General features: G+C 73.7%; 15 protein-coding genes. 8 read left to right on the top strand and 7 right to left on the bottom strand.

Annotated elements, in window-relative coordinates; translation table 11 throughout:
* Positions 1-14: 14 nt before the first annotated feature.
* The 6 genes from PATMI_RS0102985 (at position 15) to PATMI_RS0102955 (ending at position 12836) form a co-directional block, all read left to right on the top strand.
* Positions 15-3431, top strand: a complete 3417-nt coding sequence (locus tag PATMI_RS0102985; RefSeq protein WP_026909795.1) for a tubulin-like doman-containing protein — start codon at positions 15-17, stop codon at positions 3429-3431.
* Complete coding sequence (locus PATMI_RS0102980) at positions 3432-6197, top strand: hypothetical protein (RefSeq protein ID WP_026909794.1); 2766 nt, start codon at positions 3432-3434, stop codon at positions 6195-6197.
* A gap of 65 nt (positions 6198-6262) precedes the next feature.
* Positions 6263-7303: a GNAT family N-acetyltransferase gene (locus tag PATMI_RS0102975; protein ID WP_026909793.1), complete on the top strand. Its 1041-nt coding sequence runs from the start codon at positions 6263-6265 to the stop codon at positions 7301-7303.
* A 171-nt stretch (positions 7304-7474) separates the two neighbouring features.
* Positions 7475-8008, top strand: a complete 534-nt coding sequence (locus PATMI_RS33780) for a phospholipase A2 (protein ID WP_051470980.1) — start codon at positions 7475-7477, stop codon at positions 8006-8008.
* Between the two features lie 14 nt (positions 8009-8022).
* Positions 8023-9024, top strand: coding sequence for a hypothetical protein (locus tag PATMI_RS0102965; RefSeq protein WP_157260585.1), 1002 nt, complete (start codon positions 8023-8025; stop codon positions 9022-9024).
* The gene (locus tag PATMI_RS0102955; protein WP_051470979.1) at positions 9021-12836 is read left to right on the top strand and encodes a DUF4062 domain-containing protein; all 3816 of its coding nucleotides are present in this window, start codon (positions 9021-9023) and stop codon (positions 12834-12836) included. Before PATMI_RS0102965 ends, PATMI_RS0102955 begins: the two co-directional genes overlap by 4 nt.
* Before the next feature lie 46 nt (positions 12837-12882).
* On the opposite strand, the gene PATMI_RS0102950 is transcribed toward PATMI_RS0102955, so the two are convergent.
* From PATMI_RS0102950 to PATMI_RS33775, 3 genes are all read right to left on the bottom strand, one after another.
* Positions 12883-13980, bottom strand: coding sequence for a hypothetical protein (locus tag PATMI_RS0102950; RefSeq protein WP_026909790.1), 1098 nt, complete (start codon positions 13978-13980; stop codon positions 12883-12885).
* On the bottom strand, positions 13977-16334 hold the full coding sequence (locus PATMI_RS0102945; protein ID WP_026909789.1) for an ATP-binding protein: 2358 nt from the start codon (positions 16332-16334) through the stop codon (positions 13977-13979). The genes PATMI_RS0102950 and PATMI_RS0102945 overlap by 4 nt, the downstream gene beginning before the upstream one ends.
* 81 nt (positions 16335-16415) lie before the next feature.
* The gene (locus PATMI_RS33775; RefSeq protein WP_026909788.1) at positions 16416-16775 is read right to left on the bottom strand and encodes a response regulator transcription factor; all 360 of its coding nucleotides are present in this window, start codon (positions 16773-16775) and stop codon (positions 16416-16418) included.
* Between the two features lie 736 nt (positions 16776-17511).
* Here PATMI_RS33775 and PATMI_RS0102930 point away from each other — a divergent pair.
* Complete coding sequence (locus PATMI_RS0102930) at positions 17512-19677, top strand: RyR domain-containing protein (RefSeq protein WP_026909786.1); 2166 nt, start codon at positions 17512-17514, stop codon at positions 19675-19677.
* 19 nt (positions 19678-19696) lie between these two features.
* Here the strand turns inward: PATMI_RS0102930 and PATMI_RS26950 are convergent, their stop codons facing one another.
* From PATMI_RS26950 to PATMI_RS26945, 4 genes are all read right to left on the bottom strand, one after another.
* Positions 19697-20821, bottom strand: a complete 1125-nt coding sequence (locus tag PATMI_RS26950; protein ID WP_051470978.1) for an SLC13 family permease — start codon at positions 20819-20821, stop codon at positions 19697-19699.
* On the bottom strand, positions 20818-22434 hold the full coding sequence (locus PATMI_RS0102920; protein WP_026909785.1) for a leucine-rich repeat protein: 1617 nt from the start codon (positions 22432-22434) through the stop codon (positions 20818-20820). Before PATMI_RS0102920 ends, PATMI_RS26950 begins: the two co-directional genes overlap by 4 nt.
* A gap of 109 nt (positions 22435-22543) precedes the next feature.
* Entirely contained in the window at positions 22544-23137 is a 594-nt protein-coding gene (locus PATMI_RS0102915; RefSeq protein ID WP_026909784.1) for a hypothetical protein, read from the bottom strand.
* Positions 23138-23295: 158 nt separating this feature from the next.
* A complete protein-coding gene (locus PATMI_RS26945) occupies positions 23296-24573 on the bottom strand; it encodes a cytochrome P450 (protein WP_051470977.1) in 1278 nt (425 codons plus the stop codon).
* Positions 24574-24836: 263 nt separating this feature from the next.
* Between PATMI_RS26945 and PATMI_RS26940 the strand changes: the two genes are divergently transcribed.
* On the top strand, positions 24837-25481 hold the full coding sequence (locus PATMI_RS26940) for a TetR/AcrR family transcriptional regulator (RefSeq protein WP_051470976.1): 645 nt from the start codon (positions 24837-24839) through the stop codon (positions 25479-25481).
* The last annotated feature ends 68 nt before the right edge of the window (positions 25482-25549 follow it).

The raw sequence follows: 25549 nt of genomic DNA, 5'->3' as shown, positions 1-25549 counted from the left end.
ACGAAGGACGAGACATGCTGGACAAGTTCATCCTCATCGGCATCGGTGGCTCCGGGGGCAAGACGCTCCGGTACACCTGGCGCGAGCTCGACCGCCGCCTGAAGGCCGCGGGCTGGGACGACGGGATGCCCGAGGCGTGGCGCTTCCTGCACGTCGACCTGCCGAACGCCACGGACGTCATCGAGGCCGACGTGCCCGCCGATGCCGACATCGACTACCTCGGCCTCGGCGACACGAAGCTGGACTACCGGGACTACGACCGCCGGCTGCTCAGCGCGGAGGAGCACCTCCCGGCGATGGTCGGCTGGCGGCCGGACCCGAACGGCGACCACCCGGCCCCGCACCGCGGCGCCGGGCAGCGGCGCGCCGTGGGTCGCGTCACCGTGCTCACCGAGCTCGCGCAGATCGGCGCGGCGATCGCCCGCGAGGTCGCCGTCCTCACGGCACCGGGTGCGGTCGAGCAGCTCGCGTCGCTGAACAGCCACCTCGGCGGGTCGGAGCCGTCGGCGACGCAGGTCTCGAAGCCGAAGATCATCGTGATCTCGTCGCTGGCCGGCGGGTCGGGGTCGGGCGCGTTCCTCGACGTCCTCGAGCACATCCAGCGGATGAGCGTCGCGACGCAGCTGCGTGAGGAGCTCGTCACGGTCCTCTACACGGCCGAGCTCTTCGAACACCTGCCCGCGGGGATGAAGGTCGGCACCGAGCCCAACAGTCTCGCGGCACTCTCGGAGCTGCTGAGCGCCTACGACCACGAGGGCGAGGTCTCCCAGACCGAGTCCGCCCCCCACCGCGCGGCGGGAGGCGTCGGTCAGCTCGCGGGCCGGCGGGTCGCGGTGACGAACTTCTTCATCGGCGCGAAGAGCGAGAACGTGACGTTCACGGACTCCCGGGACGTCTACCGGTCGATCGGGCAGGCGCTGGCGGCGCTCCTGACCGTCGGGCCGGTGCAGGAGGCGTTCGACAAGTACCTCCAGGCGAACAAGAGCGGGACGACGACCGCGGAGAGCTTCCTGCTCGCCGAGCCGGCGGCGTCGTCGCGCCCCGCGTCCTCGATCGGCTTCGCCTCGGTGTCGCTCGGCAACGACCTGTTCGCCCAGTACGCGTCCGAGCGCCTGGCGAAGCAGGCCCTCGACCGCCTGACCGCGGGCCACCTGGAGGGCGTCTCGCGGGAGCAACGTGAGCGGCGCAGCGACGATGCGCTCCTGGCCGAGCGGATCGAGGCGGTCAAGGACAGCTACTTCGAGGCGGCCGGACTGGCCGAGCTGGGCAAGGACGACAACCAGATCATCGACGCGTTGCGTCACGGGCCGACCCTCGGGAAGGAGCTCGACGAGGTCGTCACGAAGGTCCGGGACGACCTCGGGCGCCTCGAGGCGAAGCCCGCGGAGTGGAACGAGCGGCTGACCGTGGCGTTCAGCTCGTTCGGTGCGACGTTCTTCGCGAGCGCCGACGCCCACTTCGAGCAGAACGCCCTGCGGTGGGCCACCGACATCCAGCCGCGACTGGCGGAGGCGACCGCGAGGTACGTCGGGCTCTACGGCCTGCCCACCGCCATCGGGCTGGTCGACGAGCTCTCCGAGCAGCTGCTCGCGGCGGCGGACGAGCTCGCGCACGACGCCGAGCTCCGGCGGGGCGACGAGGCCGGCCAGACGAAGCGCGCCCTCCAGCTCCTGCGCACCGTCCGGGCACGGGTCGTCGGCGCCGGACACCAGGCGGTCGCCGACAACGTGAAGCTCCGCCGCAAGACGTTGCAGCGCCGCGCCGAGGGCCGGTACGAGGACCGCACCGCCGATCTGATCCGCCGGTTCGTCGCAGAGGTGCTCCCCGGCCTCCGACAGGCGCTCGTGAGCGCGCGGGGTGCCCTCGAGCAGACGCTCGCGCGGGCCGACAGCGCGCTCGTGGCGTCCTGGTCGGGCCACGACGTCGCGCGGCACCTCCTCCCGGCCCCGAACACGCTGCTCCTCTACCCCGCCGCCGAGTTCCCGGGCGAGCTCGACGCCCTGCTCCAGGGCATCTTCGACGGCGCGGCTCCGCAGGCGGCGCAGGCCGCCGCGCTCGAGGAGGTCATCACCAACGGGTGGGACTCGATCCGCGTCGACGACCGCCCGAGCGACGCCCAGCGCCTCATCTCGACGCTGCAGCCGTGGATCCCGACGCTCTCCGAGGCCCGGCAGCCGGGACTCGCGCCGGCGCCGGCGCTCTTCCGCGTCGAGGTCGAGCCGCGGGCCGTGCTGCGGGTCGCGACGTCCTGGGTCGCCGAGCGCCGCGGAGCGTTGTCCGACCGCGTCCGGCAGACGCTGCCCGCGTGGCTGGACGCGAACGATCCCGACGCGGCGGCCCGGGCCCAGCGCTTCGTGGACCTCATGGGCCAGGCGACGAAGGCCTGCGCCCCGCTCGCGAGCCTGAACGCCGAGGCGTTCCACGCCGTGCACGGACGCCCGGTCCCGGGGGCCAGTCTGCTGATCAGCCCGATCCCGGTTGCCGACGGCCACCGGGCCCACGATCCGGTGCACGACGCGCTGGTCCAGGGCGGGGCGACCGCGGACGACGCCCGACGGGCGTTCGACCCGAACGCCGCGGTGTCCTCGGTCGAGCTCATGTCGTTCCTCGGGCAGGCGGTGCACCCGATCGTGATCGACTCGGTGACGAAGCCGATCCAGGCCGCCTGGAACGCCCAGACCGACAAGGGCATGCGCGAGCAGTTCTGGTCGTTCCGTCGTGCCCGGCCGCTGCCGTCGTTCGTGCCGCTGTCGCCCGCCCGGCAGCAGGCGCTGGTGAAGGGCTGGTTCATCGCGCGCGTCCTCGGCCAGGTCGGGACCCTCCGCGGCCGCTGGAGCGAGTCGCCGCTCGCCGTCTGGTCGCCGACCGGCTCGCTGCGGTTCCCGCGGTACCTCCTGGGCGTCGAGCACGACTCCCTCGGCGGCACGATGGAGGTCAACGCGCACGGCCAGGTCCTGCCGGCGCTGCTGGAGACGCTGCCCCTCGCGATGGTGGTCTTCGGGAACGGCGAGAGCGAGCAGCTGCGGGCCTACATGCGCCTGATCGAGCTCGGGTCGGTGGACCAGGACCTCGGCGTGCCGCACGGAGCGCTGCGCCGCTGGATCGAGCACGGGACGCTCGAGATCGCCGATCCGGGGGCGCCCGCGCCGCCCGTGCCGCCCGTCGCGGCGGCCGGCACGGCCGACGACTCCTCGGAGGCCCGGCTGGCGGCCGTGACGACGGAGATCGAGCGCATCCGGGCCGCGACTCACGCGAAGTACTCCGCGATGCGGGTCACGATCCCCACGACGCTCACGATCCCCCGCTCGTGGGAGATCCGCGACCTCCTGGAGGTCTCCCTGAGCCAGGTCCTGACCGACGTCCGCGAGCCGCTGAGGCGGGCGGACGATGCCGACGTGCTCGCGCAGACGGGGCCCGTCGAGGAAGTCTGAATGCGCATCCTGCTCGCACCGCGGACACCGGACGGGGACGCCGTCCTCGAGCACCTCGTGTCGTGGTCGGACTCCGGTCTGGTCCGGCCCTTCGCGTGGGCGGCGCTCGAGCGGCCGACCGGCGACGATCCGGCGCCCGTGGGCGTCACGACGGTCCTGCACGGTGCGGTGAACACCGACACGCTGGCCGAGGCCCTCGACGGCGTGGCACCCGCCGACGTGGCGCTCGTCGCGTTCACGCCGGCGACCGACGCCGCGCTCGACGCCGCGTTCGCCGAGCTCGTGGAGGACTTCCGCTCAGCGGCCGCGGACGTGTTGGTGTTCGACGCCAGGCGCCCGCTGGCGTGCACGATGGTGGTCGCCCCGCCGGCCGTGGCGGCGGCGGTGCCCGCATCGCTGTTCCGTTCGCGGCACGCCGCGAACGTCTACGTGGCGCCGGAGGACCGGACCGACCCGCTGGCGGTCAACCACCTCGCCGAGGACGTCACCGCGCACCACCGGCACGCGGCGCACGCGCTCGCCTCGCTCGCGGGCCTCTGGATCTCGGCGTCGGCCGGGGCGGTCTCGCCGCTCGACGCGGTCGACCCCGGACCGTCGGGCGCCATGACGGCTCCGGTCCGGCTGGCGCGGACGTTCACGCGCATCGTCGACCTGGGTGATCTGGCGGGGCACCTCGCCGAGGCGACGTTCCGGACCGACGAGCCCTACCCGAACCCCGATCCTGCGCGCTTCGATCGCTCGACCGGCGCCACCAGGGTCGTGCCCGACGTCGTCGGGAGCTACCTGGAGAAGCACGCGGAGGTCCTGGGGCTCAGCCGCTTCGAGCCCCTGACCCTGCCCGCGCCGCAGGAGCTCTCCCTGTGCGAGGCCGTCCGGGAGCTCGGACGGGAGCTCGCGGCGCGGATCCGCCGCAAGCCGGTCGACATGGCGGAGGCCGTCGCCCGGAAGGCGTACGAGGCCGCGTCGAAGCGCATCATGCGCCTCGCCGGTCCGGACACCGACATCGTGATCCGGCCGTGGCGCCGCGAGCAGGGCTTCGCCGACCTGGCCGACCAGCTCGGCCGGCCGATCGTCGTCCCCGACGGTCCGGTCGCCGCCGCGTGGAGCGATCTGCGGACGCTCAGCGTCGGGCTGGTCGACGGCTCCGATCTGCCCGAGGGGGTCGACACGGATCGCCTCCAGCACGGAGCGCTCCGCGCGGTGATCACGGACCCGCTCGCGATCGCACCGCATCCGGGCGCCCTGCCGCCCGCGGGGTCCGGCGACCGGGAGGTCCGCGCCTGCGACCCCCTGGCACTGGACCCGCGTTTCGCGCCGGCGGCCGACCCCGCAGACACCGGGACCACCGGCGCCGGCGTCTCCGGGGCGACGGGCGAGGACGCCGACGCTCCCGCGGGGGCGGATGGCGGAGCGGACGCCACGCCGACGGACGACGCCGCCGGCACCGGGGCGAAGGACACGCCGACCGTGGACCCGGACGTCTGGGTGACGCCCTACCTCCGCACGCCGACGTGGATCGTCGGGGCGCACATCGCCGAGCAGCTCACGCGGGCACGCGCCGAGGGCGATATCGACGACGGCGCGGAGGACCCGGCCGAGACGGCCGCGGGCGACGTCCCGAAGGCCGCCCCGGCGGCGTCGGCGCCGGCGCGGCCGAAGCGCCCGTCGCTGCTGAAGGGCGTCCTCCTGCGGTCGGCGCTCGCCCTCGTCGTCGTGGTCGTGCTCTGGGTCGTCGCCGGCGCGATCCTCGCCGCGGTCGGCACCCTCGCGGTCCTCGCGGCCTGGGTCGTGTCCGTGCTGCTGCTGGTCCGGTCCCGCTTCGCCCGCGAGCGTCGCGACGCGACCGAGGAGCTGCAGCGGGAGCTCGACGGGATCAACACCGCGGTCCTGCGCGCTCAGCGGACGGGGGACGCGGTCCGACTGGAGCGTCGGTACACGGAGTTCCTGGACTGGGCGGAGATCGTGGGCTGGCTCGTGCACCGGCCCTGGACGGAGGTCCGCGCGGAGGACCGGCTGGTCGACGCGGCGATCAGGCTGGAGACCGTCCCCGAGGCCTTGGTCGTGGACCGCCCGAAGACCGGTGCCCGCATCGGCGAGCTCGCCCAGCAGACGCGCCAGCAGGTCTTCCACACCCGCTGGATCTCCGACCTCTACGGGGCGCTCGAGGCCGACGCGATGGACGCCCTCGTCGAGGTGCAGGGGCGAGCCGACGCCGGCGTCCGGCCGGACCCCGCGGCGGACACCTCGGAGGACCCGAGCTCGCCGCGCCGGGCCCTGCTGGCGGCGGTCCGGGAGGGCAAGGACCAGGACGTCGAGCACAGCGGTCTCGGGGCCGCGCTGCTCCGCGTCCTCGACCGCACCCCCGTCGATCGACTCGTCGACGACGGCCAGGAGCTCCCCAGCCGGTTCCTCGGACGGATCCTCGTCGACCACGACGGCATCTCGATGCTCCCGCGGCACTGGGCGGACCAGCGCGGCTCCGAGAACGACGTCCGGGAGGTCGTCCCCCCGCCGCCCGACGTCACGCCCCCGGGGGGCACGGTGGTCGCGCTCGCGGGCACCACGCGGTTCCGTCACCCCGTCCGCGTGCTGGTCCAGCGGATCGAGCTCACGGACCCCGTCGGCGCAGCGTCCCTGGCGTCGGTGGCCGCGGTGGCACGGCCGGAGGCCGACGTGGATCGCCCTGCGGAGACGCCGGGTCATGGCGCGCCCACCGATGGCGACGGGACCGACGATGCGTCGAGCGGCACGGTGTGGGAGGTATGACGGCATGGGGATCGTCGTCCTCCGACGGCGTCCGGAGGGGGTGAGCCGACGTGGCGGATCCCTACATGGATCTCGCGACGTCGCTCGGCGTCGCCGGGATCGCCGCGGTCATCGGCGGCGGCGCCGCGCGTGCGCGCAAGGCGTTGCAGGCGCATCGGCTCAACAAGCGGTATCGACTCACCGGGCGGTACTGGACGTTGTACGACGACACCGAGGCCGGGGTGGTGAGCGGCCACTACGGCATCTCCGAGCTGCGACAGCGCGGGACGCGGATCACGGGGAGCACGCTCGAGGACGGAGAGCGGTCGTGGAGCCTCGTCGGCACGCTGGAGCCCGGCGGTTTCATCCACGGCATCTATGGTGCTGCCGATCCACACGATCGCGGCCAGGGGACCTTCTTCCTCGACGTCAAAGGTACGGCCGGCGATCTCATCGGCATGTGGGCCGGGTTCGACTCGCACGACAACGGCCTCGATCAGGGGCGCTACGTGTTCCGCCGCGTGATGGCGGAGTCCATCCGTCGGGCCACGAGCGACGACGCCGACGCGGTGTGCGCGCTCCTCGGGAGCGCACTCGGCGACGCCTACGTGACGCTCGACGACGTGATCGCCCTGGCGCACGATCCGGACACCATCTGCCTGGTCGCGCGCGACGCGCGCGGCCGGCTCATCGGCGCCCTCACCGCCGCGCTCATCCCGGGTTCTGAACTCTCGACGCACGCCCCCGCCGGGCAGGAACGGGCGGTGAACGGGCTGCCCGGCGTGCGGCATGTCCGCAACACCGTGCTGGTGAAGAACGTCGCGGTGATCCCGAAGGCCCGCGGACGCGGGACGGCCTCGAGCCTCATCGAGCACGCCATGGAGTGGGCGACCACGAAGGGCGCCCGCGCCGCCGTCGCCTTCGGCTGGCACTCCGCCGAAGGTGGGTGCCACATCGCGGGGGCCATGTCGGCGACCGGATTCGCGGAGATCCGCCGGATCCCGGACTTCTGGACTGCGGACAGCGAACAGCACGAGTACGACTGCCCGGCCTGCGGACACCCCTGCCGCTGCTCTGCGTGGATCTTCGCCCGGAGACTGGAGCCGGGGACGACGTCCGGCGGATGACCTCCTCGGGTCTTTCGAGCTCGTGCCCGGCGCCTCGGAGAGCTCTCCGCCAGACGGCGGATCTTGCTGGAGGATCGGTCGGGCGGGTGCGACGCTGGCGGAGCGATCGACCGAGACGGTGCTCCGAAGCCCGGCTCGCCCGACGTCCACCGACCCTCCCGAGGACCGACCATGACCGCGCTCTCCGCACGACTCCGCAACCGTTCAGCCCTCGTCGCGCTCGTCGTGGCGCTGGTCGCCCTGGCCGCCACGCTGTCGGCGGCGACGCCGGCGCACGCCTTCACGAAGGAGCAGCTGCGCTATGGCAAGGAGTCCATCGGCTACACCGCGGACCAGTTCGCCGCCCGGAAGGCGGACTTCGTCGCCCATGGCTGCTGGACCGGTCCCGCCGGGTGCAACAAGCCCTCCCCGTACAACGAGTTCGACTGGTCGGACGACGGCTGCAGCCCGCCCACGCCCGACCACCTGCGCGAGCGCTTCCGCAACGCGTGCCTCCAGCACGACTTCGGCTACCGCAACTTCGGCAACGGGCTGATGCTGGAGCGCACGGAGAACCGCAGGTACAGGATCGACGTCAAGTTCCGGAACGAGATGAACCGGATCTGCGGGCGGATGTTCTCGGGCAACGCGAAGCGGGTCTGCAAGGCCGAGGCGACGGTCATGTACAAGGCCGTCCGCAGGTTCAACAACTGGCAGCAGCAGTAGCGGGCCACGGGCGGATGAGCACCGGTGGGTGGGGCCTTCGCGGGGTGGAGGCCGATGACTTCCTCCTCGGAGACGTCCGGGATCCGGACGAGGCGGACGACGGGCCGGACACGGCCGCCTATCCGCCGCACGACGCCGCCAAGGAGCCCGTGCTCGCCGACGGGGAGACGGTGGTCGGGTCCTGGCGGCTCGCGGGGTGCTCGACCTTCGTCCGCCGGCTCGACGGCCCCGAGGGCGTCCGGGACTGGGTGGCGTCGACTCCGGGGCTCCCGCGCGTCTCGAACCGCTCGAAGGGCCGGCTGGTGCTGACCGACCGACGCCTGGTGGCGACGCTCCCCAAGCTCAAGCTGGTCGGACGTGACCGGTTCCGGATCGATGAGCACCTGGCGAGCGCGATGCTCTTCCGCCTGACGCACTCCGTCTACGCGGCGCACGTCCTCCTGGAGGCGGTCGCCGAGCTCCAGGGATCGGGCGACGAGCTCTCGTGCACGACGGTGCTGGAGACCCGACGCGCGCGGCGCGAGCTGCGTCTCGACCTGCGCCTCTCAGGAGCGGACGCGGCGGTCGCCATGGACGCCGTCGTAGCGGCCCGCAGGCGACGTTGGGACGGGCTCGCGACCACCCTGCGTCCGGTGGTCGAGGGCGAGGCGGTCCGCGACGGCGGCGGGTCGCGGTCGTTCGAGAGTCTCGTCGTCCGTCCCCTCGGGGCTGCGACGTGGGCCCTGACCCCTGAGGGGCGCCGGCAGTTCCCGGACGTCTCCGGGCCCGGCACGGGCGACGTGCCGTCGGTGCCGAGCGCGAGCCGGGCCGACCACGAGGCCGCAGCGGGGCGGACCGGAGGCCCCTGGCGTTGTCCCCGGTGCGGACGGGACGGCAATCGCGACGACCGGATCCGCTGCATCGGGTGCAGGAGCGAGATCCCGATCGCCGCACGGGCGGTCGACCCGGACACGCCCCCGGCACCGCCGGAGCTCGTGGGACTCGGCGCGTACGACGGACCCTGGGTGGGCGCATGAGTCGCCGGGGTCCGGATGCCGAGGGCGTCGACGACGTCACGCTCGTTCCCGTGTTCGTCTCGTCGACGTTCCGCGACTTCCACGCGGAGCGTGACGTGCTCAACGGCGCCGTCCGGCACCGGCTCGACGAGCTGCTCGAGCCCCTGGGGGCCCGGATCGATTTCGTGGACCTGCGGTGGGGCGTCGACACCTCGACCCTGTCGGACGACGAGCGTCACGACCGGGTGCTCGACGTCTGCCTGGCCGAGATCGATCGATGCCGGCCGGTCTTCCTCGGGCTGCTCGGCGATCGGGCGGGCTGGGAGCCGCCCGCCCGGCGGTTCCGGCAGGTCGCGATCGAGGCCGGGCTCGGTCCGGACGCCGACGTCCGATCCGTCACCGCGCTCGAGGTGCACTACGGAGCCCTGCTCGACCCCGACGCGGATCCCGTTTTCCTCGTCCGCGACATCGAGGGCCCGACGCCGCCCGGATGGAGGGACGAGGACCAGGCGGCGGTCCGGCTGCTGCGGGCGCAGGTGCCGGACAGCGCGATCGAGCGGTACGTCGCCCGGTGCGACGGCGAACGGGTCGTCGACCTCTCCGGGTTCGAGGATCGCGTGGTGTCGGCACTGGCACCGCGGGTCGAGGCGATCGCCCGTCGCCGCGGCGCCGCCGGCACCGACCCGTACGACGCGGCCGAGCGGCTGTTCATCGCCGAGGTCGCCCGGGGCGTGGCGGGGAACGATGAGGCGGTGGAGGGCGTGCTCGCCGCCGTGGATGCGGGCGCCGGTGCCTGCATCGAGGGCCCCTCGGGTTCGGGCAAGTCCGCCGTGTGGGCGGCCTCGATCGCCCGCCTCCGCGAGTCGGGGCGCACCGTCGTGACCCACACCGTGGGCGCGCTGCCGCAGGTCCGTGATCACGACGGCATCGTGCGCCGGCTGATCCGACGATGTGGCGGGGAGCCTCCGGTGTTCCCCGAGCTCACGCGGAGGGAACGCGGGATGCTGTCGCTGCTGGAGTCGTCGGGCGCCATCCAGCGGCCGTCCGCCATCGGGGGCGAGGAGCTGGTGGAGGCGTGGTACGCCGAAGCCGCCCGGCACCCCGGGCTCGTCGTCGCGATCGACGGACTCGACCGGATGGACCCGAGCGGGGCCCGTGCGCGACTCGACCTCCTGCGCGACCTGGGGGTCCCGGCGATCGTGACGACGACCGAGAGCGCCGATGGCCGGCTCCTGGCGGCGCGCGGCCTCGCACGGATCCATCTCGATCCGCTGGGGGAGGAGCAGGCCGCCGATGCGGCACGGGGGATCGCCGCGGCGCAGCACCGGGCGATCTCCCCGGCCGTCGCCGGCGCGTTGGGTGCGCACCCGCGGTGGCCGCTCTGGCTGCGCGTCGCCGTCGACGATCTCCGGGCGTTCGGTGAGGACGAGTTCCGGCAGTCCGAGACCGATGGCGACGACGGACCCGAGCTCCTGCTCCGACGGACCGCCGCATCGTTCCCCCACGATCTCGGGTCGCTCGTTTCGCGCGTCGTCGAGCGCACGGGTGTCCGCTACGGAACCACCGCGGTGCGGAAGGTCCTCGGCCTCCTCGTCGCGTCGCCCTTCGGACTTCGCCGCGCCGACCTCGTGACCATCTGCGAGAGCTCGGACCTGGTCGTCGCCGGTGTCGTCCGCTCGCTGGACGGACTTCTGACGACGGGTGTCGGGGGAACCCGGCTCACCTTCCGGAACGAGGCAGGCCGTCTGGCGGCGGAGCGCTCGGTCCGGGACGTGATCCCCGAAGCCCGGGTGGCGATCGTCTCCCACCTCAACCGTGCGCAGACCGAGGACCCGATCGACGACCTGGAGCTGCTCACGCACCTGCTCCACGCGACCCGGCCGACGGTCGACGCCGTGGCGGCGTGCTGTGAGCGCCTGCACCGCGGGGCGCGCGCCCGTGACGGGGCCCTCCGCGTGGCCGCCGAGGCGATCGCCGCACAGCGCCCGGACCGGACCGCGATCGACGTGCTGTCCGCGGCCGTCACCGACGAGCCTCCGCGGTCCGGCGGGTCGATGAACCCGCACGTCATGTCACCCGGGATGACGCACACCCCCGTCCGCGAGTTCGTCGCCGACCTCGCACTCTCCGCGCCGGGGCTCGACCAGGGCGAGCGGACGGCTCTCGCGTCGACCCTGGACGACCCGCGCAGCCGCATCTTCGTCCTCCGCGAGGCGGACGGTCCGGACGCTCGTGCCCGCGCCCGTCAGGAGATCGAGGAGATCGGCAAGCGGCTGTGGAGCGTCGCTGAGGGCACGAGGTACCCGGCGCCCGTCCAAGACCTCGCGGACGGACTCGTGCTGATCGCGGAGGCCCTCCACGCGCTCGGCGGCGACGCGGAGGCGCTCGTCGCCGCCTCCGAAGCGCTCCGGGCCGCGGACCAGCTGCCGGACGAACCCGATCACCGGCGACAGGTGCTGCAGCTCCGCGCACTCGACGTCCTCGTCGGGTGCGCGCTCGACGGGTGGCGGCATCGGACGTCGATCCCCCTGCTGGAGCGATCCCTCACCACCGCCCGCGAGGTGTTCGCCGTCTGGCCGGAGGGACGCCGGCACCGCCAGGGACTCGCGTTCCGCCGCCGGAGCCGCACCCGGCTCGACATCGAGAACCTCGCGTTCACCGAGGCCGACACGCTCCGGGAGGTCCGAGGCGCGTTCGTGCGGGCCGCGGTGCGCCGACTGCGGATCGCGATCGGGGAGCGGGACGCGCGGACGATCCGGGAGCTGCACCCCGAGCTCGTCTCCCTCGTCCGTCTCTGCCGCCACGCGGGCACGCCGTTCGCCGAGAGCATCGCGGCGCGGGTCGAGACGTTGCGATCGCTGGCGGTGGAAGCGGCCCGCGACGGACACCCCGAGCTCGCCGTCGAGGTGCTGGGGCTCGTCGTGGACGAGCTGCGTGCGGACGACGACCCCGCGATCCACCGCACGACGATCATGTGGGCGCTGGCCGAGACGGCGCTGATCGCGGACGGCGGGGGGCGATCGGATCTGCACGCCGAGGCGATGGCGACGATCGAGCCCTTGGCGCTCGGTGCCGGCCCGGTCGACGAGGTCTCGAGCTGGCTGGCGGCGGCCGCGCAGGGCACCGAGGTGCTCCGGGAGGCTGACCCCGACCAGGCCGAGGCGTCACGGCGCTGCCTCGAAGCCCTGGTGGACGCACTCGCCGGTCACGGACCCGGGGCGGTCGACCGCGTGGTCGAGCACCTCGAGCGCTCGATCGACGTCCCCGGACGCTGGCGCGCCGCGGGGTCCGCGATCGTCGCGATCCGCCGCGGCGGGGTCGCGCGGGCCCCGGGGTCGTCCGAGGCTCTCGCGGCGCTGCAGGACGCGGTCGAGTGGTCCGGCCGACAGCTCCTCGTCGCGGGACGGGACGACGAGGCCATCCCCGACCTCGCCGAGTCGGCGCAGCTGGCGGACGCCGTGGCCGCGGAGGACGTGCCCTCGGGATCGTCGGCGCACCGGGCGGCGCGGGCGCACTCCTTGCACGCACGGGCCCTGGGTCGCGTCGGTCAGGGCTCGGCGGCGGCGACCGCCTACGAGCACATGCTGCGCGCGGCGCGGGTCGCCGCCGACGACCTGCTGCCCGACGGCCATGCACGGTCGGCGTACCTGGCCCGGGGTCTGAGCGAGGCGGCGGTGCACGCCGTGACGACGGAGGATCGTCCTCGTGCGCTGTCCCTCCTGGAGGAGCTGCAGGCCTGCGACGGAGCGGAGGCGCCCGGCCGAGAGGACACGGCGGCGACGCGCAGGCGCGCGTGGGTGCGCGCTGCGCGCACCGCGATGGGTGGTGGCTGAGACACGGAGCCGTGGCGGTGACGGCGACGGGCCGCGCTCGTCCGCCTCAGTCCAGCTCGCCCGGTTGGAACGCGTTCCAGGTGTCCACCACGCCGTGGACCCCGCGGATCAGCGGCGCGTGGAGGACCCGGCCGCCGCTGTCCGGCTCCAGCCGGCGGAGCACGTCGAGCAGCGCGGCGTGGTGGGCGTGCTGACCGCCCTGGATGCGGACCTGCTCGAGGGCGCGCTGGACGCGCCGGGTGACCGACAGGGCCTCCTCGTCGATCCGGCCCGCGGCGACCACGCGGTAGTCGGTCGTCATCGTCCCCAGCTCCTGCAGCCGGTGCAGGGTGCGGAGGAGGACCTCGTTGGTCGGCGCCGCGCGGCGGTGGGGGAGCTCGGCGATCAGGTCTCGCGCCAACTCCTCCAGGCGGAGTCCCTGGGTCCGGTACCGGGGATCCACGGCGTCGCCCATCCGCTCGAGGTGCCGCTCCACGGCCTGCTCGCTGACGCCAGGGTGGTCGGCGTGCACCCACCGGGCGATCGACCGGCGGTCGAGGTCGTCTGCGAGGTACCGGACGACGTCCCAGAAGAACGGCTGCTCCACGATCGACGGCCGGTCCCGGAAGAACCAGGCGACGACCTCGTCCTCGCCCTCCGTGCCGGCCTCGAGCCGGGGTCCGAGCGTCCGGAACCCGTCGGTCTCCTCGATCGGGACGGGCGGCGCGCCGGCGATCGCACGCAGCCACTCCCGGACGGCACCGGGGTCGACGTCCCGGGTCTGCGCCCACTGCTTGCTGATCACCCCGTAGGCGCCGTGGCGCCGGGTCAGTTCGACGACCCCCGGATAGGCGAACGCGGTGAACGCGACGGGCCGACACGACGCGTGCAGCTCGGGATGGCGCCGCACGATCTCGATGACGCGATGCCCCGAGTACTCGTTGTCGAGGCGGTCCTCCGCCTGCAGGTCGACGAGCGCGACCGCGGGCGTCGCCTGCGCGGCGATCGCGTCGAACAACCGGATGCGGTTGGAGTGCGACAGGACCGCGAACCCGTGGTCCGGGGTGCATCCGAGACGGCGCTCGAGCAGGGCTCGTGCCCCGGCGTGGTCGCCACGGTCCTCGTCGAAGGAGAACAACGTGATCGGCGGGTGCGGGATCGTCACGGGGTCAGGACGTCGGAGGGGACGGACAGGGTGAAGCCGCCGTCGCACACGGTCGGGCCGGCGCGACCGCCGACCCGGTCGAGCGCCGCCGCGAGCCGGGTCCGATTCTCCCATCGCCGCGCCCCCGGGCGTCGCGGCTCGGTCCGCACCTCGATCGTCGTGCGGCCCGGATCCGCAGCGTCACGGCGCAGGAGCAACCGAACGCGGGTCAGACGCCAGATGCCGAGCGGCCCGGGAGCGTGGATCGCCAGGATCTCGTCCGCGATCTCCTCCGCCGCGGTCGTGAGCGCCAGGCTCTGCCGTGCCCGTTCGAGCACCACGTCGTCGCTCCTGCGCGGGCCGGGACCGGCACGATCGGGACGGTCGCCCTCGACGATGATCTCGGCCGGCGCGAGGACGGCCGCGAGATGGTCGCGCAACTCGGCCAAGGGATCCGCAGCGACCACGCGGGCACGGAGCTCGCGCAGCACGGAGCTCAGGTCGGCGGAGAGCCGCACGAGTCGCTGCTCGGCGTCGCCGTCGACGACGTCCCACCAGGCGGGGGCGGCGAGGAGCGGCTTGATGATGTTGTGGTGCAGGCGGGCCGTGTAGGCGATCTGCTCCACCAGGCGCGACCGTGCCCGGCCGGACTGGACGCGGGCCTCGGCGACCTGCAACGCCCGCCGGCCGCGGCCGGCCGCCAGGCCGATCGCCGCGCAGAGCGGCGGGAACACGACGTTCTCCGCCCTCCTGCCGCGGTCGACGGATCCGCGGACCCGACGGGCGGACGCGACGAGGGCGCCGGCCGCCGCACCCGTCGGGCCGAGGACGCGTGAGCCGTTGAGGAACCCGTCGAGGAACAGTGCCGCGCCCATCGTCCCCGACGGCGGACGACCGTCCGCGGGCCAGAGGCCGGCGAGCGCCACGAGCGTCCCGTGCAGCGCGGGCGCGTCGCGCGAGCGTCCCGGGGCCGGGCCGCGGACGCCGTCGAACGCCGCCCCGGCGAGGAACAGCACGAGGCACGCCCGACGCTCCTGCCGGTCCCGTCCCGTCAGGAGACCCGTCGCGCCCATGAGGACGTTCGCGCGACGCAGCTGTCGGGCGATCATCGCGAGGTCGGTGTCCATCCGGTCGACGACGCCCCGCGGCAGCGGGCGGCCCGCCGGAGTCCCGTCGCGTCGCGGGACCGTGGCGACGACGCGGACGCCTGCGCGGCCGCGTTCCAGCTCGAGCCCCCCGCCCACCGCGTCGAGCAGCGCTGCGGACTCGGTCAGCCCCGTGCCCCACGTCGCCCTGGCCGGGACGGCACCGCCGGCGTCGTCCTCGACCGTCACCACCAGCGCTTCGGCGGTCCCGTCGATCCGCACGCGCACGTCGGCGAGCGGCGACACCTCGTGCGCCGCGCAGTTGTCGAGGGCGACCTTCAGGACATGGATGAGGGCGGCCGTCGCGGCAGCCGAGACCGCCGCCCCGTCGCCGGAGCGATCCCTGACGGTCACCCGGACGTCCTTCTCCGCCCAGGCCGCCCGGTACGCGGCGACCATCGTGCCGACGGTCTCCGAGAGGGCGAGCGGACGGTCGTGCGCGGCGGCGACCAGGAGCGGGCTGAGGCGATGGTGGATCGCGAGGCGCCGGCTCTCGCGGACGGCCTGCCGCAGCGTGTCGTCGTCGCCCACCTCCTCGACATCCCGGGGGCGGTCCATCGCGGCGAGCAGGTCGTCGACCTCCGACGCGATCGCCGCGGCCCGGGTCACGAGGTCGGCGAGCGGGGCGGCGATCCCCGCGGACGCACGTCGGCCGTGCAGGCGCTCGAGCGCACGGGCCCCGAGGGCGATGTCGCCCACGGTCGAACCCACGAGCCCCGCGACCACGAACGCGGAGGCGGTCCCGGCGTTCCACCAGAGGTGCCGGTCGGGGTGGCGCCACGCGCGCGCGCCGACGCCGACCGCCCCGAGGTAGGCCACGGCGGTACCCGCCCCGACCACGAGCCCACCCCGCTCGCCCGTGTTGCCGGTCCCCAGCGCGGTCAGCACGATCGAGGGGATCAGGAGCGGGCTGCGTTCGGGTCGACTGGCCGCCACCGCCGCGATCGCGAGGCCGGGGAGCACCGGCGCCGGGAGCGGGCCGCGCACGGCGTCGGCGAGGACGTCCGGGCGCCGGGTCCCCGCGGCGCCGACGGCGATCGTGGCCGCCGACCCGAGAACACCGACGATGCGGTCCCGTGGGCCCAGGGTGGTCTCGGCCACCGCCATCCAGAGGCCTTGCGCTCCCGCGACCGCGACCGCGCGTCCCGCCCCGGCGTACACGCCGAGGGCGTCCGGGTGCGTGCCGGCGACCCAGCGGGCGGGTGCCAGGGTGATCGGGGTGTGGTCCACGTGCCGCAAGACTACGTTCCGGCGCCCGACCGGCGATCGCGACGCTTCGCGAACCGCGGTCCCGTGGCCGGGTGGGGTCCGTCACCGGAGCGTCACCACGCGATGGTGCCGGGCATCACGGCGGGGGAACGGTCGCGTCGCGCGGCGGCGGGGTCCGGGGCCGTCGTCCCGCCGGTCGTCGGTCCCGTCGGGCCCGGACGGGTGCAGCGGGACGATGCCGTGCCTGAGCGCCGCGACGGCGAGGCACGTCCGGTTCGGGACGCCGAGCTTCCGGGAGGCGTTCTTGAGGTGCGTCTGCACGGTCCGGGCCGAGAGCCACAGCTCGCCGGCGATCTCGCGGTTGGACTTGCCCGCGACGACGTGGAGCAGGATCTCGCGCTCACGGGCAGTCAGCGCCCGGGCGCCGTCGCGGTGGTCGGGGTCGGGGGTGGGGGCGGTCATGCGGTCATGGCTCCTGGTCGTGGCCTCGGTCCGGGCTCCCGGACCCATCGGCCGAACCGGATCCTGCGCCTCCGCCGCACGGCGGATCGGGGGCGGTCCGTGGGGGATCTCCCCCGTCGTGCCCGACCCGTCCGTGCGTCGTCTCCGGGGCCTGTCGCGCAGGAGTCCCGCCTCGTCGGTCCTGACCGCGCCGTGCGGGCCATCTCAGCCATCTGGCGGATGGACCCGCCGCGTGCCTCCGACTACGCTCACTCGCTCCTCGGCGACCGCGACCGACCCTCTTGATGCACTCCTCGACGCTTCCGTCCGTCTCCTTCGGCGCACCACCGGGCCGAGCGGACTCCCGGCCGGGCGTTCCCCGGCGGCCACCGGCCGACGACGTGGACGCGCGGCGGCTCGTCGGCTTCCACGCCCGCTGACGCCGGCCCTCCGTGCACCGCCAGACCGACCGCGCGCACCGTCCTCCCGCCGGGACCCCGACGCCGCCGCGGGTGCTCCGTGCACCGTGGTGGCGGCTGGTCCGGGCCCGCAGGCTCGCGCGCCCGCTGGTGCGGGAGGCGCACGACCCGCGGTGGTTGGTCGTCGCGCTGGTCGTGGGGATCGTCGTGTCCTCCGCCGTGATGGTGCTGGCGCTGGTCCTGCTGGTGTTCGAGGTCCGTGCCCCGGCGTCGTCGACGACCTCCCCCGGTGGCTGTCCCGGGCGGCGGAGCCCGCCTCGTGGGAGACGGTGCTCGTGATGGCCGCTGCGGCGATCGTCGCGGCGGCGCTCTACTGGAGGTGGCGTCGCCTGACCGAGACGGGCTTCGGGGTCCTCGTCGCGGCGAGCCTCGTCGTCACGACGGTGGTGCTCGCGGTCCCGGCGTACGTCAGCTGCACCGGTGGGCAGACGCAGTTCTGGGCCCCGGTCACCTGGACGCTGTCGCTCTTCCTCGGGAGCGCCGAGGACGTGTGCGGCCCGACGAAGCCGCTCGCCCTCCAGGTCGCCCGACTGACCGCGATCCTGACGACGTTCCTCTCCCTGGGAGCGGTCGGCCTCACGGCCCTGGTCTCCCAGCGCGACGGCCTGCGGGCGCGGTTCGCGCGGTCCGTCGTCCTGGTCGTCGGGCTCGACGACCTGACGCGGCGGTTCATCGAGATCCTCACGCACCACGACCTCGACGGCAGCACGGTCGTGCTGCTCGAGCCCACCCGCGGCAACCCCTTCGTCGGCGAGCTCCGGAGGCGGGGCGTCCGCGCCGTCTACGGCGACCCGACGGACCCGGAGCAGATCCGGCGGCTGCTCGTGGGTCGCGGGCCCCTCGGGCACCGGCATCGGTTGTGCGCCGCGTACATCCTCACTCCGGAGGCCAGCGAGACCCTCACGATCGCCGGCCACGTCCGTTCGGTCGTCGGCGACCTGGCGACCGACGCCGCCTCGCCACGCCTCGTCGCGCGGTTCGACGATCCGCGGCACGCGGAGGCGTGGCGGCGCAGGCAGATCGCCGACGACCACGAGCTGCTGACGGACACGGTCGGGCTCTTCCGCGTGACGGCCCAGGAGGTCGTCGACGAGGCCCTGGGGCACGACCCGCGGCGACTCGTGGTGCTCGGCTCGACGCCCATGGCGGTCGCGGTTCTCGAGGAGTTGGTCCAGCACCGTCGCGAGCAGGCGGTGGACGGGACCCCGCCCGACCTCGAGGTCGTGGTCATCGCGCCCGACGCGGAGGAGCTGCTCATCGATCACGTGCGCGGGCAGGAGTGGTACGGCGACCGGATCGACGGGGGCGAACGGCCGACGCCGGTCGCCGCGGTCCCGGCGGTCGCGTCCGTCGCTGCAGCGCTCGACACCGAGCTCCCGGCGCTGGTGGTCGTGGCGACGGAGCCGTCGGAGGACCAGGGGCAGCTGACGAGCAGGTTGGCGCTGCGGTACCCGAACGTGCCGTTCCTGGCGTGGCACGACGGTGTCCAGGGGATCGCCGCGGGCAACGTGCTGGAGAACGTGACGACCTTCGGACTCACGTTGGTGGCCACGCACCGGACGGGCGAGCGAACCGTCGAGGTCCTGCCGGAGGACGGGTGGGAGCGGATCGCCCGCCGGCTCCACGAGCAGTACGTCGCCACCCGGTCGCCGGGCGACGGCCCTCCGGGCCCCGGGCAGCTCCCGTGGGACGACCTGTCCCGGTTCTATCGGGAGAGCAACCGCCGTCGGGTGGCGGTGGCCCTGCAGATCGTGATGCGTGCGGGTCGCACGTGGCTCCCGCCGTCACGGGGCAGCCGCGTCCCGGCGCGCCTCGGGAGCGACGAGGTACGAGACCTTGCGCACCTCGAGCACGAGTCGTGGTGGCGGTACTATCTCGCCGGTGGATTCCGACCGGGACCGCGCCGGGAGGTGCCGAACCGCACGTTGCGGCACCCGGGCCTGGTGCCGTGGGAGGACCTCCCGGACCGGGACCGCGCCTACACGGTGGCGAGTCTGGAGCACTGCTTGAAGCACCTCGAAGCCATGGGCTACATCCCCTTCGAATCCCACAGCAGGGACTCCGGCAGGCGCTACCGCCGCAGCGGCTCGGTCGCCGCCCGCAGGCTCGACGCCTCGTGGGCGTGGGGCACCGAGAGCGGGGCCGAGATGTCGGCGCAGCCGGGGGACTGGCGGGTGTCCGACGCCGACGGCAACGCGTGGTCCGTCACCGACACCGACTTCCGTCGGACGTACGAGCACGTGCAGGGCGAGACGTATCGACGCACCGGGGTCGTCTCGGCGCGCGCCACGCGTGCCGGCGAGCAGGTCGTGTCCACGGAGGGCATCGAGACCGCGCGGGCAGGCGACTGGGTCGTCGAGGACGACGCGGGGAAGCAGTGGATCGTCCCCGCGGCGCGCTTCGCGGCGTCCTACGCCCTCGACGACGACGCGTCCGCGAGCTGAGCCCGCCCCGCCGCGGAGCTCAGAGCACGACGGCGAACGCCAGGCTCATCACGGCGAAGAGGACGACGAGCAGCCCGAAGTTCACGAGGGAGAAGAGGACGAGGAAGCTGCCGGTCCTCCCGGGCTGGTACTCCCGGTACTTCGCGAGGGCGATGAGGCTCGCCAGCGATCCCACGACCGTGCCGACGCCCCCGATGTTCACTCCGACCAGGAGCTCGCGGTAGTCGTCGGTGAACTGGGCGAAGAGGATCGCCGACGGCACGTTCGAGATGACCTGGCTCCCGAGCGTGCTCCAGAGCAGCACGTGGGAGTCCATGAGCTCGCCCAGGGCCGAGCTCACCGAGTCGATGCGGGCGAGGTTCCCGCTGAAGACGAAGAACAGGACGAACGTCAGCATCAGGCCGTAGTCGAGCTTCACCAGGGCCGAGCGGTCGAGCACGAGGAGCGCCGCGGGGACGACGAAGCCCGTCCACACCGGGAGCACCCGGAAGACGATGAGGATGGCCAGGAGGAAGAGGCCGAGGTACGCGACCGTCGGCCGGGTCCTGAACGCCTGGTCGAGGTCGACGGCCCGGATCTCGTCGTCCTGGACCCGAAGGCAGATCACGGTGATGAGCAGCATGGAGACCGCGAACGGGATCGCCATGACCCCGAAGAACTCGCCCGCCGGGATCTCGTAGAACGAGTACAGGAAGAGGTTCTGCGGACTCCCGAAGGGCGTCAGCATCCCGCCGAGGTTCGCGGCGGCGGTCTCCATGATGAACGTGAAGGCGAGGTAGCGCTGGTTCCCGGTGGCATCGAACGCCACGTAGGTCAGCGGGAGGAACGTGAGCAGCGCCATGTCGTTCGAGATCAGCATCGCCCAGAGCGCCGTCGCGTAGACGAGGCCGAGGATCAGCCGGCGCCGCGTCCCGAGTCCACGCACCAGTCGCCCCGCGAGTGCGGAGATGAAGTGGACGTTGTCGAGCGCTGCGATGACCGCCATCGTGCAGAACAGGCACATCAGCGTCCGGGTCTCGAAGTAGTCCCCGTACTCGCCGTCCGGGGGCACGGCCACGCATGACGCGGCGGCGGCCACGAACGCGATGAGGACGACGAAGTGCTGCTTCGCGAGGCGCCCGAGCGCCCCGCGACCGAGGGTCACTCAGGGCTCCGGTGCGGAACGTCGTGCTCGGCGCAGTACCGCGAGGCGTACGAGCCGGGCTCGCACACGATCTCCACCTCGGGGCAGTTCAGGAAGGCACCCCATCCGATGTGCCAGACGTGCGAGGGGATCTCGACACGGCGGAGGCTCGCGCAGTCGCGGAACGCGATGTCGTCGATCCGCTCCAGGGAGGGTGGCAGGACGACGCTCTCCAGCTTCTCGGCCGAGAAGAACGCCCCTTCGCCGACGACCTCGACGCTGTCGGGGATGGCCACCGAATGCAGGAGGTCGGCCTGGCAGAACGCCCAGTGGTTGATGACGGTGACGCTGTCGGGCACCTCGTACTCGCTGGCCTCGCGCATCGAGGGGTAGGCCACGAGCACCGAGCGGTTCTTGTTGAAGAGGACCCCGTCGACGGCCTTGAAGAAGCGGTTGGCCGGCGCGACCCGGATGGCTTCGAGCTCCACGCACTCCCGGAACGCGTCGCCGTTGAGGGAGTCCACCCCGACGGGGATCTCGATCTCGCGCAGCGAGGTGCAGCCCTTGAACCCGTACCGCCCGATCTTCGACAGGCGGGGCGGCAGCTGCAACGAGCTCAGGCTCACGCAGTCGGCGAAGGCGCGCGCGTCGATCTTCACCACGCCGTCGGGCAGCTCCACGTTGTCGAGGGTGATGCAGTCGGAGAACGCGGAGTCGCCGATGATCTTCAGGTGCGACGGGAACCGGAAGTGCCGGAGCGCACCGCAGGAGTTGAAGGCCGCCTCGAAGATCTCCTCGGTGGCGTCGGGCAGGTCGACCTCCACGAGCTTCGCGCAGTTCTCGAACGTCCTCCCGGCGAGCGTGGTCTCGGGGTTCGCCAGCGTGGCGCGCTCGAGGCCGATGCAGTCGCGGAACGCGCTGTGCCCGACGTACTCCACGTGCTCGCCGAGGGTGATCTCCCGGAGCTGCGAGCAGCCGCGGAACGCCTGGTCCTCGATGCGGCGCAGGGACTCCGGAAGCGTCACGCGCTGCAGCTTGACGCACTCCTTGAACGCTGCCTCGCCGATCCCGGTGATCCCCTCCGGGACGAGGACGTCGGTGCCGTTGTCGGCGCAGCTCGTGACGATCCCGTCCTCGATGATCAGGCGCCGCATCGTGTCGGGCGGGAGGCTCTTGATCAGGCGCTGGACGTACTTGTCCTCGCCGGTGTGCGCCTTGACGTGCTGCAGGTTCTCGAGGACGAGCTTGAGTGCCGCGGGAATCTCCGCCGAGGCGTCGAGCTGCACGGGATAGATGCGCTTGCCGAGGGCGTGCGCGGTGATGATCTCCATGCCGCAGTACTTCGAGTTCATCGACTCCTTCGAGACGAAGAGCAGGAACGCGTCGCACGCGGCGATCCGGTCGTGGAGCTCCTTCCGGAAGTCGTCGCCGATCTCCATCGTGTCGTCGAACCACATCCGGAAGTTGTGCTCGGCGAGGTCGTTCAGGATCGAGTAGACGTGGTCCGAGTTCGCGTGCGAGTAGCTCACGAAGCAGTAGGGCTCGGGTCCCTCGTGTGGTTGGAACTGCGGCTTGACGAGCGACGGCGCCTTCGGCTGCCGCTCCTTCTCCGGTATCGCGGCGGTGCACTCCATGAGCGCCCGAGGGTATCCCGGGGGCGTGGGGCGCTCCATCCGCCGAATGGCGGATCTGGTGGTCGTCGCGGCTCGGGCCGGAGGTCGTTCGTCGGGAGGCGATGGCCCGCTATTTCGGCGCGAGCCAGATGGTCGTCATAGGTGGGAGGTCGTGGTTGTCGCTGGTCGACCGCAGCGGGCCGAGCGGGTCGGCGGAGGCGAAGGCGATCGATCCGTCCGGCACGGCAGCGGGGACGTCCCCGAGGTTGGCGATGACGAGGTGCATGCCGCCGGTGGTCGCCGGGTCGGTCCAGTGGCGGAGGACCCCGGACTCCCCCCGCCGCGGACGCTCCCATGCCGGCTCGGCGGATCCCCGGCGTCCGTCTCCGCGGCGGCGGATCTCGTCGAACGCCTCGGACACCCTCGTGCTCCACGCCGCCCCGTCGGGATCCTCCGACCCCAGGTGCAGGGCGTGCTCGGCCTCGCTGTCGTACGACGCGGACCCCGGCAGCCCGAGCAGCAGCAACGCAACGGCCCGGCGGCGTCGCAGCTCGTCGGGTCCCTCGCGGCTGGTGCGGAGCCACCGGCGTCGGACCGGCGGGAGCGACCACTTCGGCGTCGTTCCCTGGAACGCTGCCGTCGCGCACGTCCGGTCGATCGTCTCGCGCAGCTCGGCGACGGCGACGTCCGGCCGGAGGACGGCGTGCTGGTGTCGGTCGTCCACCCGGAGAGGTGTACCAGCGCGGGCATCCGCCAGACGGCCGACCTCGCGCTCCGTCCCTCGATCCGGCGACCGTCCACCGTCGGGGTGCGTGCGGTGTCGACGTCCGACCGGCAGGGCGCGGCGTCGTCCGGCCGGTCGGAGGCGCCGGGAGACGACGCTCAGCGCTCTCGGACCGCCATCACGAGCCCGTCCTTCGGCCCGAGCGTCGGGGTGAAGCTCAGACGCAGTGGGTGCGCGGGGTCGGGGGCCAGCCGCACCCGGCCGTACACGGCCGCGACGATCGCGCGGAGCTCGTACTCGGCGAAGCGCTTGCCGAGGCACATCCGCGACCCGCCACCGAACGGGACGTAGGCGCCCTTCGGCAGCGCGTCGACCTCGCCGCCGGGGAGGAAGCGGTCCGGGCGGAAGGCCAGCGGATCGGGGTAGAGCTCCTCCAGGTGGTGGGTGACCCAGCTGGAGTAGTGGACGGCGACGCCCGCGGGGACGGGGACGCCTGCGACCTCGGTGTCGGCGACGGTCCGCCGGGGTCCGACCCACGCCGACGGGTAGCGTCGCAGCGTCTCCGAGAGGACGCGCTCGAGGACGGGCAGCGCCTTCCCGTCGATCGTCGACGCGGTCGGCAGCCCGTCGTCGAGCCGCTCGTCGAGCTCGGCGGTCAGCTCCTCACGGGCGCCCGGCGTGCGGCCGAGCTCGTGCGCGAGGAACGAGAACGTCGCCGTCGTGGTGTCGTGGCCGGCGAACAGCAGCGACACGAGGTGGTCGCGGACGGCGCCGGTGGGGAGCGGGCGGCCCTGCTCGTCCGTGGCGGCCACGAGCATGCCGAGGACGCCCGGGCCCGGATCCTCCGCCGCGCGGCGTCGGTCGATCTCCGCGATCAGCAGCCGGTCGAGGGCTGCGCGGGACCGGCGCATCGCGGCGTACGGGGTCCGGGGTCCGCGCAGCATCTGCAGGGGCAGCGGCAGGCCGTGGAAGGCGAGCGCCCGCTCGAAGAGGTCCGTCATCTCGCGCTCGGTGGCCGCGTCGGTGCGGATCCCGGCCAGGACGCGCAGGGCGATCCGCATCGCCAGGGCGCGGACCCAGTGGTTCACGTCGACCTGCGTGCCGGGCGTCAGTTCGGCCGCACCGGCGACGGCCTCGTCCACGACGCCCTGGGCGATGTCGGCGACCGAGCGCGCGTGGAACGCCGGCAGCAGCATTCGCCGGGTCTCGTGGTGGTAGGCCCCGTCGATCGCGAAGAAGCTGTCGCCGAGCAGCGGCCACAGGTCGCCGAACCGGCTCTCGCGCCACGAGAACGCGTCGGCGTTCTTGACGGTGATGTCGTGGTTGGCCTCGGCGCCGATGCCCCACACGACGCTCTGGTGGGCGTGCCGGAGCGTGAAGACGGAGCCGTACCGCCGCTGGTGGCGCAGGAGCATCTCGAGCGGGGCCGTCGTCACGCCGAGCGTGTTGCGCAGGCTCGGGCGGAGCTCGCCGGCGGGCAGCGGGAGCCGGCGACGGGCGGCCCGCTCGTCGCGGAGGTCGCGGACGACCTCGCGGGTGATCCGGCGGTCGCGCGACGGGGGCGGGGCGGCGCTCGGGGCGTCGCGGGGTGTCGGCCTGGGGGCGGTGGTGCTCAGGGCTCGGTCCTCCTCGAAGTGACAGGGGGTCCTGTCACAAGCGATCGTGGCATCTGACAGGGCGGTCTGTCAAGATCGGCGGGATGGCCGGCGCGGACGACACGGGCGGCGGGCGGCGCTACGGCGGCCGGTCGACGGAGGAGCGCCGTGCCGAGCGCCGCGCGCGGCTGCTCGACGCCGCGCTCGACGTCGTCGGCACCCGCGGCTGGGCCGAGGCGACGATGACCGAGATCTGCCGGGTCGCCGGGCTGACCGAGCGGTACTTCTACGAGAGCTTCCGCACCCGCGAGGCGCTCTACGGCGCGCTGCTCGACGACCTGGACCGCGAGCTGCGGGCGGCCGCGTTCGACGCGATCGCGGCGGGCGCGCTGGAGCCCGTCGCCCGCGTCGAGGTCGCGACCCGCGCGATCGTCGGCCTCTACGTCGGCGATCCCCGGCGGGGCCGGGCCGCGCTCGTCGAGGGCATCGGCGTGCGCGAGCTCGAGGAGCAGCGGCGCCGCACCGTCGCGGGGCTGTTCGGCCTCCTCGCCGAGCGCTGGACGCTGTTCTTCCCCGACAGCCCCATCAGCGCCGACGAGCGCCGGCGCCGGGCGACCGCGATCGGCGGCGCGACGATCGCGCTCATCACCGGGCGCATCGAGGGCACGCTGGCGATCGACGACGCGGCGCTGGTGGCCGCGATCGTCGGGACGACGGTCGCGATCGCGACGGCACCCGACGACGGCTGAGGCCGACCGGTGGTCGATCGCGCGGCCGCGGGATCGGTGCCGTGCGCACGACGGACGGCACGGCGCCG

It is taken from the genome of Patulibacter minatonensis DSM 18081 (assembly GCF_000519325.1).
GTDB classification, from domain to species: domain Bacteria; phylum Actinomycetota; class Thermoleophilia; order Solirubrobacterales; family Solirubrobacteraceae; genus Patulibacter; species Patulibacter minatonensis.
The sequence above is the reverse complement of the archived record's forward strand: the minus strand, read 5'-3'. Positions and strand labels throughout refer to the sequence as shown.